The organism is Pseudoxanthomonas sacheonensis (assembly GCF_010093305.1).
GTDB classification, from domain to species: domain Bacteria; phylum Pseudomonadota; class Gammaproteobacteria; order Xanthomonadales; family Xanthomonadaceae; genus Pseudoxanthomonas_A; species Pseudoxanthomonas_A sacheonensis.
In genome coordinates this window covers 231,308-244,038 of sequence record NZ_PDWS01000003.1, presented here as the reverse complement: position 1 = coordinate 244,038, position 12,731 = coordinate 231,308, and the positions used below count along the sequence as shown (strand labels likewise).

7 protein-coding genes are annotated in these 12,731 nt (G+C 66.0%); 4 read left to right on the top strand and 3 right to left on the bottom strand.

Going from position 1 to position 12,731, the window contains the following annotated elements:
* Nucleotides 1–62: 62 nt before the first annotated feature.
* Nucleotides 63–1,880 (bottom strand): monovalent cation:proton antiporter-2 (CPA2) family protein, encoded by a 1,818-nt coding sequence (locus tag CSC73_RS04775; RefSeq protein WP_163839257.1) that lies wholly within the window; start codon nucleotides 1,878–1,880, stop codon nucleotides 63–65.
* Between the two features lie 418 nt (nucleotides 1,881–2,298).
* Between CSC73_RS04775 and CSC73_RS04770 the strand changes: the two genes are divergently transcribed.
* The 3 genes from CSC73_RS04770 to CSC73_RS04760 all read left to right on the top strand — a co-directional run bounded on the left by CSC73_RS04770 (nucleotide 2,299) and on the right by CSC73_RS04760 (nucleotide 8,337).
* Nucleotides 2,299–6,255 (top strand): autotransporter domain-containing protein, encoded by a 3,957-nt coding sequence (locus CSC73_RS04770; protein WP_163839256.1) that lies wholly within the window; start codon nucleotides 2,299–2,301, stop codon nucleotides 6,253–6,255.
* Nucleotides 6,256–6,484: 229 nt separating this feature from the next.
* Nucleotides 6,485–7,345: a hypothetical protein gene (locus CSC73_RS04765; protein WP_163839255.1), complete on the top strand. Its 861-nt coding sequence runs from the start codon at nucleotides 6,485–6,487 to the stop codon at nucleotides 7,343–7,345.
* Nucleotides 7,346–7,485: 140 nt separating this feature from the next.
* Nucleotides 7,486–8,337, top strand: coding sequence for a protein tonB (locus tag CSC73_RS04760; protein WP_246197346.1), 852 nt, complete (start codon nucleotides 7,486–7,488; stop codon nucleotides 8,335–8,337).
* 73 nt (nucleotides 8,338–8,410) lie between these two features.
* Here CSC73_RS04760 and rho read toward each other — a convergent pair whose 3' ends face one another.
* On the bottom strand, nucleotides 8,411–10,183 hold the full coding sequence (gene rho / locus CSC73_RS04755) for a transcription termination factor Rho (RefSeq protein ID WP_163839254.1): 1,773 nt from the start codon (nucleotides 10,181–10,183) through the stop codon (nucleotides 8,411–8,413).
* A 277-nt stretch (nucleotides 10,184–10,460) separates the two neighbouring features.
* Nucleotides 10,461–10,808, bottom strand: a complete 348-nt coding sequence (gene trxA / locus CSC73_RS04750; RefSeq protein ID WP_163839253.1) for a thioredoxin TrxA — start codon at nucleotides 10,806–10,808, stop codon at nucleotides 10,461–10,463.
* A 218-nt stretch (nucleotides 10,809–11,026) separates the two neighbouring features.
* On the opposite strand from trxA, the gene rhlB reads away from it, so the two are divergent.
* Nucleotides 11,027–12,703: an ATP-dependent RNA helicase RhlB gene (gene rhlB, locus CSC73_RS04745; RefSeq protein ID WP_163839252.1), complete on the top strand. Its 1,677-nt coding sequence runs from the start codon at nucleotides 11,027–11,029 to the stop codon at nucleotides 12,701–12,703.
* The last annotated feature ends 28 nt before the right edge of the window (nucleotides 12,704–12,731 follow it).

Sequence of the window (12,731 nt, the reverse complement as noted above, 5' to 3'; positions counted from 1 at the left end):
TAATCGCCGCCGCGCGTGGGTGGATGGCAATGGCGGGCAATGCCCGCCCTGCATTCCCCGCATCAAGCCTGCCCGGGGGCCTTGGGTTGCTCCACCGTATCGCTGTCGCTGACATCGGCCTCGAACAGCTTCTCCAGGTCCGCGCGCGCATCGCGCGCGGTCTGCACCACGGCGACATCGTCGTCGTAGATCAGGTGCTGCGCGCGCAGCAGTTTCTCGTCGTGGGTGCGGAAACGCCTGGTGTGGTCGGCCGCCGTTTCGGGCGGCAAGCCCAACGCGACCAGCACTTTTTCTCCCATCTCCAGGCTGGTGCCGAAGGTCTCCCTGAAAGCTTCAGCTCCCAGATCCATCAACCGCCACGCGTGCCGGCGGTTGCGCGCGCGCGCGAAGATCAGCGCCTTGGGGTACATGCGCCGGATCAGGCGCGTGGCCTTGATATTGGTTTCGGTATCGTCGACGGCGATCACGAACGCCTTGACGTGCTGCGCGCCGGCAGCGCGCAGCAGTTCGGGACGGGTGGGGTCGCCGTAGTAGATGCGGCTGCCGAAACGGCGCATGTCCTCCACCTGTTCCGGGCTGTGTTCCAGCGCCACGAACGGAATGCGTTGCGCGGTCAGCAGGCGCGCCACGATCTGGCCGAAACGCCCCATGCCCGCGATCAGCACCTGCGGCTGCTGCGAATCGATCTCGTCGATCCTGTCGAACTCGGGCTTGACCACCGGATTCTTCACCCGCGCCAGCAGCTTGGACATGGCGATCAGCAACAGCGGCGTCATCGCCATCGACACGCCCACCATCGCCACCAGCCGGTCGCGGGTGGGATCGTCCAGCAGGCCCACGCGCACCGCCTCGCTGAACACCACGAAGGCGAATTCGCCGCCCAGCCACAGTACGCCGGCCAGCATCAGCGCGGCGCGCGGCGCCAGCTTGCCGGGACGCAGGCCGAGCAGGTACAGGATCGAGAACTTCACCGCCAACAGCACCGCCACGCCCGCGGCGATGATCTGCGGTTCGGCGGCCACGCGGTGAAGGTCTATGTCCATGCCCACGGCGATGAAGAACAGACCCAGCAGCAGGCCCTTGAACGGTTCTATCTGCGATTCCAGTTCGTGCCGGAATTCCGAATCCGACAGGATCACGCCGGCCAGGAAAGCGCCCAGTCCCGCACTCAAGCCCGCCAGCTGCATGAACCAGGCCGTGCCCAGCACCACCAGCAGGGCGCTGGCGGTGAACACCTCGGGCATGCGCGTGCGCGCGACCACGCGGAATACCTGCCGCAGCAGCAGGCGTCCGCCGAACACCACGATGGCGATCGCGCCCACGGCCTGGAACACCATGGTCCAGCTCAGGGTTTCGTTCTTGGCGCCGGCCAGCAGCGGAATCGCGGCCAATAGCGGAATCGCCGCCAGATCCTGGAACAACAGGATCGCGAAGCCGAGGCGGCCGTAGTCGGTGGTGAGTTCCTTGCGCTCGGACAGCAGCTGCAGGCTCACCGCCGTGGACGACAGCGCCAGGCCCAACCCCACCACCAGCGCGGTCTTCCAATGCATGTCCATCACGGTCAGGGTCAGGCCGCCCAGCGCCGCCGCGGTCAACAGCACCTGCAGGCCGCCCGCGCCGAACACCGGTTTGCGCATCACCTTCAAACGCTGCGGCGAAAGCTCCAGGCCGATCACGAACAGCATCATCACCACGCCGATCTCGGCGGCGTTGAGGATGCGGTCGGCGTCGCTCACCAGGCTCAGGCCGTACGGCCCCAGCACCGCACCGGCCACCAGGTAGGCCAGCACCGCGCCCAGTCCGAATTTCTTGAACAGCGGCACCGCCAGCGTTGCGGCCAGCAGGAAGACCAGGGCAAGTTCCAGACCGCTACCGTGCATGCGCGCACCTCCGTGGCTGCATTATGCGGCGCTTACCCGTATCAGGTGATTATTGGTAGGCGCTTGCCCTTGGCGCACGCGAAGAAATGCGCCCATCCGGACAGCGACGAACGGAGTCGATGCACGGATTCCTGCGTCGCAGAGCATTCGGTTCCGGTGCCAAGGAATGCATGACATGAGCATGGCGGCCCCCTCAGGTCACTCGACACCGAAGTGCCTGCGGCTCGACCTGCCCTTCTCTGGCATCCAACGAGGGAACCTTGGATGGATCGAGTACCTGATACTGGGGTTGCCATGGATTATTTGACGTGGTTAGCTTTGGTTGGGGAAAGCGTTGCGTGCGGGGGCGCGGGCGTAGCGCGATCGAACTGGGCGAGTTTCCGGACGCAGCGCATGCGATCCGTCTTGGGGAATACCGATGAATCTATCCACCGATACCGCGGTGCGCGTTGGCGCATCGGCACAAGCGCATGCGGGTTCCGACAAGCGTCGTGCGCGGATGCTGGGATGGCTGGTGCTGCTGCCGGCCATGGCGCTGACCGCTCCGGCGTTCGCGCAGAGCTGCGGTGTCGGCGAAACGCCGGCGGCCTTCGGGTTCACCGGTGGCGAACAGACGGCCACTGTGCCGGCCGGCGTGCATTCGATCACCGTCTACCTCAGTGGCGCCCAGGGCGGTGCCGGTCGTAGCGGTGCCGGCACCCTCGCTGGCAGTCCCAATTCGCCAGGTGGTGCTGGCGGCCTGGGTGGACGAGTGCGCGGCACGATGGCGGTCACGCCTGGCGCGACGCTGTCGATCTGGGTGGGTGGCCAGGGCTCGCAGGCGGTCAATCCCGGTGGCGTGGGGCAGGGCGTCGACGGCATCGGCGGCGGCGCCACCGATTTGCGCGTGGGTGGCAACGGCATCGGCAACCGGGTCGGCATCGCCGGCGGCGGCGGCGGCGGCGGCAATGCAGGCTGGAGTACGAACAACGTGATCGCCGGCGGTGCAGGCGGGGTGGGCGGCGGCGGTACGGGCAGCGTGGGCGCCGATGTGCCGGGAGGGCCCGGCCCGTACGGCGGCGGCGGCGGTGCGGTAGGCACCGGCGGTGCGGGCGGTGGCGGCTGCGGCAGCTTTCCGGCTACGGCGGGCAATGCGGCCACGGGCGCGGGCGGCGACTCCTTCAACTTCTCCGGCTCGTTCTCCGGTGCCGGCTACGGCGGCGGCGGTGGCGGCGGCGCCACGATCGGCGCAGGCGGTGGCGGCGCGGGCGTGGGCACGATCGCATGCCAGCAGAACTGGAACGGCGGTGGTGGTGGCGGTTCGGGCGGCAGCTCGGGCGCGAGCGGCCTGACCGCGGTCACCATCAACAATGGCGTGCAGGCCGGCAATGGCGCGGCGCTGATCTGTTTTTCGCAGACGGAGTTCGCGGTGGGCGGCAGCGCCAACGGTCAGACCGGGCCGGTCACGCTGCAACTGGCCGCCACCAACCCGGTCAGCACGCAACAGGTCGTCGTGGCCCAGGGCGCGAGCAGCTATGTCTTCCCCACGCGCTTGCCGCAGGGCGCCAATTGGAACGTCAGCGTGCTGGCTTCGCCTCCCGGGCAGATATGTACGGTCAGCCCGGCCAACGGTATTGCCATCGGTGCCGATGTCTCCAGCGCCGCGCTCAGCTGCGCGACGGTAACGACGACCATCAACCCGGCGACGCTGCCCGACGGCGCGTTCGGTACGGCCTATTCGCAAACCTTAAGCGCAAGCAGCGCCAATGGTGGCAGCGCGCCCTATACGTTTTCGATCAGCGCCGGCGCATTGCCGGCCGGTCTCGCCTTGTCGGCCGCAGGCACGCTGTCGGGTACGCCGACAGTGGCCGGTTCGTTCAACTTCACCGTCACTGCGCTTTCAAGCAATGGCTTCAGCGGGTCGCGGGCCTATACCCTGGCGATAGGGGCCATTGCCCAGGCGATCACCAGCTTCACCGCCAATCCGGCGATGCCGGTGTTCGCGCCGGGCGGTACTTTCGCGTTGTCCGCCACTGGCGGCGATTCGGGCAATCCGGTGGTATTCGCCAGTACTTCTCCCGCCGTCTGCACGGTCGCCGGCAACGTGGCGACCATGCTGTCATCCGGTACGTGCGCGCTTACCGCCAACCAGGCGGGCAATGCCAACTACACGGCAGCTCCACAGGTTTCGCTCAATGTGGTGATTGGTGCGGCAAGCCAAGCGATCACCAATTTTGCTGCGGCACCTTCCGCGCCGGTATTCACGCCGGGCGGCACCTTCACCGTGTCGGCTACGCCCGGTCCTTCGACCAGTCCGGTGGTATTCGCCAGCACGTCGCCTGCGGTGTGCACGGTCAGCGGCAGCACAGTGACGATAGTGACGGCGGGCACGTGCGCGCTCACCGCCAACCAGGCCGGCGACGGCGGCTACAGCGCCGCCTCGCAGGTGACGCTCGATGTGGCCATTGGCGCCGCTAACCAGACGATCACGAATTTCGTCGCCAATCCTTCCGCGCCGGTATTCGCGCCGAACGGAACGTTCGTGATTTCGGCCTCTGGCAGACCTTCCACTAGTCCGGTGGTGTTCTCCAGCAATTCTTCGACCGTGTGTACGGTAAGCGGCAGCACGGTGACCATGCTGTCCGCGGGCGCGTGCGTGCTGGCGGCCGACCAGGCCGGCGACACCAACTACAGCGCCGCTCCGCAAGCCGCGCTCAACGTAACCATCGGCATGGCGAGCCAGGCGATCACCAGCTTCGCCGCCAATCCGGCCGCACCGGTGTACGCACCCAATGGCACCTTCACCGTCTCGGCCACGCCGGGCGCCTCCACCAGTCCGTTGGTGTTCGCCAGCACCTCGCCTGCGGTGTGCACGATCAGCGGCAGCACGGTGACCATGCTGTCGGCGGGCGCGTGCGCGCTCACCGCCGACCAGGCGGCCGATGCCAACTACAGCGCCGCGCCGCAAGTCGCTTTGTCGGTGGCGATAGGCGCCGCTACGCCGGCGTTGACCTGGATCGACGACTTGCAGAAGAGTGTCGGCGAACCCGATTTCGACCTGCCGGTACCCACCAGCGACAGCAGCGGCGCCTTCACTTTCACCAGCAGCAATGCTGCGGTGGCGACAGTGGCCGGCCGCACGGTCACGATCGTCGGCGATGGCGTAGCCACGCTAGTGGCCACGCAGGCAGCGACAGGCAATTACACCCAGGCCAGCGTGAGCACGACTCTGACGGTCACCGATCGGCCCGATCCGACTACCGACGCGAGCGTGGTCGGCGGTTTGCAGGCGCAGGTCGACGCCAGCGTCCGCTTCGCCTTGGCGCAGCAGTCGAACATCCGCGACCGTCTGCGCCAGCAGCGCTACAACCGCGACAACGTTTCCAGCAATGGCCTAAGCCTCAACCTGACCAATGGTTCGGGCGCCGGCATGTCGCTGGCGGCCGCTGAGGTGACTCCGAACAGTGCGGTCCACTTGCCCAAAGGCTGGGGACTCTGGAGCGCCGGCGTGATGACGTTCGGCGATCGCGACGGTCGCTTGGGCAGCGAAGGTTTCGATTTCCGCAGCGATGGCGTCACCGTCGGCGCCGACTGGCGCGTCAACGACAGCTTCCTTTTCGGCGTGGCCGGCGGCTTCGGTTGGAACGACACCAAGTTCGACGAAGCGCGCTCGGGATTGGATGCAGGCCAGCGGTCGTTGGCCGCCTACGGCCTGTGGCGCCAGGGCGAACACTTCTTCATCGACGGCATCGTCGGTTGGGGTCGCCTCGACTTCGACATCACGCGTTGGAGCGCGATAGCCGGCGCAACGGCCACCGCGCAACGCGACGGCAACCAGGCGTTCGGTTCGTTGACCCTGGGCTACGACCACAACAGCGGCGGCATGAGCCTGACCGGTTACGGTCGCCTGGATACCAGCCGGACGCGCCTGGATGCCTATCGGGAATTCGGCTTGGGCATTTACGACCTGAGCTACGGCAAGCAGACCATCCAGAACAGCAGCGTGGCGGTCGGTGTGGAAGGCAGTTATCTGTTCGCCGAGTCCACCGATCAGTTGCGACCGTATTGGATGGTCGAATACCGCGACGCGTTCGAGAACCACAGCGACGTCTCGCTCAACTACGTGGTGATGCCGGTGTCGACCGACTACACCCTGGGCCTGCGCAGCTATGGCGACAGTGCGTTTACCTACGGCGCCGGCCTGGATATGACTATCGCCCCAAGCTGGAGGCTGTCGCTGTTGTTCCGGCGCGAACACGCCTCGGACCAGCAGGCCAATTCCAGCATCGGCCTGATGATCTCCTTCAGTCCCGTTGGACGGTCTTCGGCGGTTTCGACGGTCGCCGATGCGGCACAGGAGACGGGCGGCCAGTCCACGGGCATGATCCAGGATTGACGCGAAACGGTGCCGGTAATCGCGGAGACGCATCGGCACCTTTCTGTGTGATCTCGCTTCCGCCCTGAGCAGTCATAGCTGCTCGCAACTGCCGATGGATCATCTGCGGATGGCAAGAAAACCAATGCCAGTGCCAGATCGCTACTGTGCATGCGCCATCTCATGATGATAGATAGTATGCGGCGGATAGGGCCGGACCGGCCGGGAATCCATGGATGAAGGAACGGGCATGAAGCGAGGAAGCTGGTGGGGTTTGGTGCTGGCAATAGGGATGTTCGTTGTGACGGGTCTTGCATCCGCGCAGGAGTCGGTTGGCGTTGTCGAGACGGGCGATCTGCGCAACCAGGTGGTGGGCAGCATGCGATTGACCGGGACTCTCGCGATCGGCGCCGATGGCAAGATTACTGGCTATGCGATCGACCATTCCGAAAAGGTGCCGCCGGAAGTGTTGCGGCACGTGGCGCGTTACGTGCCGCGCTGGCGAGTGGTGAAAAAAGATGGTGGCGCAGGCAACAAACGTTTCAGCGTACGTGTCATGGCCACTCCGCGCGGAGATGGCTATTTCGCGTTGTCTCTGGTCGGCGCTTCGATCATGGAGAAGCAGCGTCCGGAGGAAGCCGTGGTCGCCGACGGTCGCCTGAGAAGGCCTCAATATCCTCGCTCACTGGGGCACATCGGGGTAAGCGGTACCGTGTATGTGGTGGCGAAAGTGGGACGCGATGGCGAAGTGGAGGATCTTGTGACCGAACAGGTCAACCTGAACTTCGTCGGTTCGCCTGCGGAGGTCGCCAAGGCGCGGGCTGACTTTGCTGCCCATACAGCGGCCGCAGTGCGGCAATGGAAGTTCCGGTTTCCGAAAGTCGGGCCCCTCGCCGGCCAACCCTATCTGGTAGTGCGCGTGCCGATGGTATACGTCACCAAATGGCCGGGCTATGCGGAGTGGGAGTATTACGTGCCCGGCCCGCGTCGCGCGGTGCCGTGGGTGCAGCAAGAGGATGGCATGGCGCTCGGCGCCGGCGAGGCAGGCGTTCCGCAGGTGCTGGGTATGGGGCCGCGTATGGAGACATCGCTCGAACCACCTGCAGGGTAGGCGGGGTTGCGCTCCCGACGGCGCGCCCAGTGGGATGCTGCATCGACAGGAACCAGACAGTGCAAAGACGAGGCAGGCGATTGCTTTCGTCCCTGGCAGGCATAGACTGCACTCGTATCCACTTGGGAAAGGAAGCGCGCATGAAGTTCGCATGGATCGTAGCGGCCCTGCTCCTGTGCCCGGCCGTGGCCGGCGCCGCGAAACGTTCGGAAATACTCAAACAGGTCGAATCCAGCATGCTGGTGACGGGGACCATCGAGACCCGCGCAGACGGCACCGTCAGCTCGACCACCATCGACAAACCGGAGAAATTGCCCGGAGGCGTCGTCGACTTCGTCCAGAAGCAGGTGGCCACGTGGAAGTTCGAACCGGTGGTCATCGATGGCAAGGCCCGCCCGACGCGGAGCCCGATGAGCGTCCGCCTGGTCGCCAAGCGGCTCGACGACAAGAATTATTCGATCGGCATACGCAACGCCAACTTCGAAGGTACTGCGCCCAGGGAAGGCGAAACCCTGACCGGCATGAAGCTGACGCCGCCGTCCTATCCGCAAAGCGTGGCGATGAGCGGGGCCTCCGGCGTCGTCTACGTCGTGGTGAAGGTGGGCAAGGACGGGCATGTGGCAGATGCGATCATCGAACAGGTGAACCTCAAGACCGTCGGACTTGAGAGCGAAATGGCTGCATGGCGCAAGTCCCTGTCCAATGCGGCATTGCAGGCGACGCGCAAATGGACTTTCGCCACGCCGACCAAAGGCGAGCTGGCCGACGATGAGTTCTGGTCGGCGCGGGTTCCGGTCGCCTTCCATATGGACAAGCGCTTCGACGCCGCATACGGCAAATGGGAGTTGTACATTCCCGGCGTTCGCCAGACCATTCCGTGGTCGGACGAGGACCGTCCGGGATTCTCGCCGGATGGGCTGGCCGATGGCGGCGTTTACATGCTCGGCAAGAATGATGGCCCGAAGCTGCTGACGCCCTTGGACGGGACCTGATAGGACGACAGATGCGCCGCACAAAAAAGCCCCGCAATGCGGGGCTTTTTACTTTTCTGCATAACGCGCTGGCTCAGCGCTTCATGGAACTGAAGAACTCGTCGTTGGACTTGGTGTTCTTCATCTTGTCCAGCAGGAACTCCATCGCCGTGATCTCGTCCATTGGGTGCAGCAGCTTGCGCAGGATCCAGATCTTCTGCAGCAGCTCCGGTTCGATCAGCAGATCCTCGCGGCGGGTGCCGGAGCGGTTGATGTCGATGGCCGGGTACACGCGCTTCTCGGCGATACGGCGGTTCAGATGCACTTCGCTGTTGCCGGTGCCCTTGAACTCTTCGTAGATCACCTCGTCCATCTTGCTGCCGGTTTCGACCAGAGCCGTGGCGATGATGGTGAGCGAACCGCCTTCCTCCACGTTGCGCGCCGCGCCGAAGAAGCGCTTCGGGCGGTGCAGCGCATTGGCGTCGACGCCGCCGCTGAGCACCTTGCCCGAGCTGGGCACCACGTTGTTGTAGGCGCGGGCCAGGCGGGTGATGGAGTCGAGCAGGATCACCACGTCCTTCTTGTGCTCGACCAGACGCTTGGCGCGCTCGATCACCATTTCGGCGACCTGCACGTGGCGCGCGGCCGGTTCGTCGAAGGTGGAGCTGATGACTTCGCCGCGCACGGTGCGCTGCATTTCGGTGACTTCTTCCGGACGCTCGTCGATCAGCAGCACGATCATGTGCACGTCGGGGTGGTTGGTGGTGATCGCGGTGGCGATCTGCTGCATCAGGATGGTCTTGCCGGCCTTGGGCGGGGATACGATCAGCGCGCGCTGGCCTTTGCCCTGCGGCGCCATCAGATCCATGATGCGGCCGGAGATGTCTTCGCTGGAGCCGTTGCCGCGTTCCAGCGTGAAGCGGCGGCGCGGGAACAGCGCGGTCAGGTTCTCGAACAGCACCTTGCCCTTGCTGGCTTCGATCGGCTCGCCGTTGATGGTGTCCACCACCGACAGCGCGAAGTAGCGTTCGCCATCCTTCGGGAAACGGATGCGGCCGCTCAGATGGTCGCCGGTGCGCAGATTGAAGCGGCGGATCTGGCTGGGCGAGATGTAGGTGTCGTCCGGGCCGGCCAGGTAGCTGGCCTCGGCGGCGCGCAGGAAGCCGAAGCCGTCCGGCAGGATTTCCAGCACGCCGTCGGCGGCGACGCCTTCGCCGTGGCGGGTCAGCACTTTCAGCAGGGCGAAGATCACGTCCTGCTTGCGCGCGCGGGCCACGCCTTCGTGGATGCTCAGCTGTTCGGCGATGTCCAGCAGCTTCTGCGCCGGCATGCGCTTGAGATCGCTCAGCGAATATTGCGGAAAGCCCTCGGGAACGCCCGGGGCCGGGCCGCGCGGCACGAAGGGTTCGTTGGCGCCGTTGTCGCTGGGCAGCCCATCGTTGCGCGGACGCTGGTCGCGATCGCGGCGGTTGCGGAAACGGTCGCGACGGTTGTTGCCGCCACCGCCGTTCTGGAAGCGGTTCTGGTTCTGGTTCTGTTCGCGCGGCTCGCCGTCCTGCTGCTGGCCCCCTTGCCCCTGGCCTTGCGGATTCTGGGAGGGTTGGCCGCTGCTTTCCTGGTTGCCGCCCTGGGATTGCGGTTGGAAAAGCGCGGGCTGCGCCTGCACGGCGGCAGGCTGCGCGGAGGGCGCGGAAGATTCCGGTCGCGGCGCCGGAGGCGCGGCGGGAGCCGGTGGAGGCGTGCTGGGAGCAGGCGCCGGGACGGCGGGTGCTTCGGAGGCGGGAGCGGCCTTGGCGACGCGCGGCTTGCGCGCACGCTTCTCGGCAGGAGCGCCGGCGTCGCCGGCTTCAGGGGTGTTATCGGACAAAGTTGCGATTCCTCGCTACGGTTGCGAGCGCCAGCGGAATGCGGGCGGGACGGTGAAAGGGTGGGCTCTCGTAATGAGTGCGGTCAGATGGGTGCGGCGCAGACCCCGCGCCGGATAGTGTTGAAACTAGCACCGGGAAGCGGCGGCGGCAAGCGCCGTGCCGCAAACCCGTTCAGGAAGGCGTCTATCTGTAGGAGCGGGCCCTGCCCGCGACGCTCTTGAGTCAGGTTGGAAGAAGAGCGTCGCGGGCACGGCCCGCTCCTACAGACCAGGGTGTTCAGGCCGCCGAAGCGGTCGAGCCGATGCCCTTTTCGATCATCTGGGTCAGCTGGCCCTTGCCCACGGCGCCGACCTGGGTGGCCTGGACCTGGCCGTCCTTGAACAGCAGCAGCAGCGGGATGTTGCGCACGTGGTACTTGATGGCGGTGGCGCGGTTCTCGTCCACGTTGAGCTTGACCACCTTCAGCTTGCCCTCGTAGGTCTGGGCCAGCTCGTCCAGGACCGGGGCGATCATCTTGCAGGGACCGCACCATTCGGCCCAGAAATCCACCAATACCGGTTCTTCGGACTGCAGCACGGCGGTCTCGAAATCGGCATCGCCGACGTGTGTCACCTTATCGCTCACTTTGGGGTCTCCTGCGGGGTCCGCGGAGGGCGGGGCCCGGTTGTGGGCCGAAATGCCGGCCTCCGCATTGCTGTAAACTGGGGCGTTCCGCGATTCCGTTCAAGGGTTTGCCCCTGGATTCGCGTACACCGGCATGGAACGCAGTGTGCGACGCCGGTGACGACGATGCAAGCGCATCGACCCGCGCAATGCGCGTGAAACACCCCAAAGAAGAAAGCATGAGCGACAAGCCGTTAACCGATATCACTTTTTCCTCGTTCGACCTGCATCCGGCCTTGCTCGCCGGGCTGGAGGCGGCCGGGTTTTCGCGGACCACGCCGATCCAGGCGATGACGCTGCCCGTGGCGTTGCCGGGCGGCGACGTCGCCGGCCAGGCGCAGACCGGCACCGGCAAGACCCTGGCCTTCCTGGTCGCGGTCATGAACCGTTTGCTGACCCGGCCGGCGCTGGCCGACCGCAAGCCGGAGGATCCGCGCGCGCTGATCCTCGCGCCGACCCGCGAACTGGCCATCCAGATCCACAAGGATGCGGTGAAGTTCGGCGCCGACCTGGGCCTGCGTTTCGCCTTGATCTACGGCGGCGTGGACTACGACAAGCAGCGCGAGCTGCTGACCCAGGGCGTGGACGTGATCATCGCCACGCCGGGTCGCCTGATCGACTACGTGAAGCAGAGCAGGGTGGTGTCGCTGCATGCCTGCGAAATCTGCGTGCTGGACGAAGCCGACCGCATGTTCGACCTGGGCTTCATCAAGGACATCCGCTTCCTGCTGCGCAAGATGCCCGAGCGCACCACCCGCCAGACGCTGCTGTTCAGCGCCACGCTCAGCCATCGCGTGCTGGAGCTGGCCTACGAGCACATGAACGAGCCGCAGAAGCTGGTGGTGGAAACCGAGTTCATCACCGCCGCCAAGGTGCGCCAGAAGGTCTACTTCCCGGCCAACGAAGAAAAGATCCCGCTGCTGATCGGCCTGCTGTCGCGCAGCGAAGGCGCGCGCACCATGATCTTCGTCAATACCAAGGTATGGGTGGAGCGCGTGGCGCGTTCGCTGGAACGGGCCGGCTACCGCGTCGGCGTGCTGTCGGGCGACGTGCCGCAGAAGAAGCGCGAGTCGCTGCTCAACCGCTTCCAGAAAGGCCAGCTCGAAATACTGGTGGCCACCGACGTGGCCGCGCGCGGCCTGCATATCGACGGCGTGTCGCATGTGTACAACTACGACCTGCCGTTCGACGCGGAAGACTACGTGCACCGCATCGGCCGCACCGCGCGCCTGGGCGCCGAGGGCGATGCGATCAGCTTCGCCTGCGAGATCTATGCGCAAAGCCTGCCGGACATCGAGGCCTACATCGACCAGAAGCTGCCGGTGGAATCGGTGACCACCGAACTGCTGACCGCCATCCCGCGTCCGCCGCGCGCAGCCCCGCAGCCGGGCGACGAAGTGGACGAGGATGCAGGCGAAAGCATCGGCACGATCTTCAAGGAAGCGCGCGAACAGCGCATCGCCGACGAGCAGCGTCGTGGCGGTGGCCGCAGTGGCAGCGGCTCCGGCCGCGGTGGTCCATCGCGGCCGCGTTCCGGCGCCCCTTCCGGCGATGGCAAGCCGCGCGCGCCGCGTCCGCCGCGCAGCGCCGAGGCCGCACCCGCCAGGCCTGTAGTCGGCGCCAACCCTGTTGCAGCCGCAGCAAGCGGCGCATCCGCGCCTTCCGCCGACCCGACGCGTCCGCCGCGCAAACGCCGCCGTCGTCGTCATGGCGTGCCGGTCGATGGCGCCGTGGCGAACTCGGTTCCGGCGCAGACGCAGACCGCCACTGCACCCAAGCCCGTCGCGCCCGCCGACAATTCTTCGTTCCTGACCAAGCTTGGCCGCAAGCTCAAGTCGTTGGTGTCCGGCAGCTAGCAGGTCGGGGTTACGCCCCCGACCCATT

Excerpts from the sequence above, each read along its gene's own strand:
- CSC73_RS04775 (WP_163839257.1), bottom strand. The coding sequence starts at position 1,880 with ATGCACGGTAGCGGTCTGGAACTTGCCCTGGTCTTCCTGCTGGCCGCA.
- CSC73_RS04770 (WP_163839256.1), top strand. The coding sequence starts at position 2,299 with ATGAATCTATCCACCGATACCGCGGTGCGCGTTGGCGCATCGGCACAA.
- CSC73_RS04765 (WP_163839255.1), top strand. The coding sequence starts at position 6,485 with ATGAAGCGAGGAAGCTGGTGGGGTTTGGTGCTGGCAATAGGGATGTTC.
- CSC73_RS04760 (WP_246197346.1), top strand. The coding sequence starts at position 7,486 with ATGAAGTTCGCATGGATCGTAGCGGCCCTGCTCCTGTGCCCGGCCGTG.
- rhlB (WP_163839252.1), top strand. The coding sequence starts at position 11,027 with ATGAGCGACAAGCCGTTAACCGATATCACTTTTTCCTCGTTCGACCTG.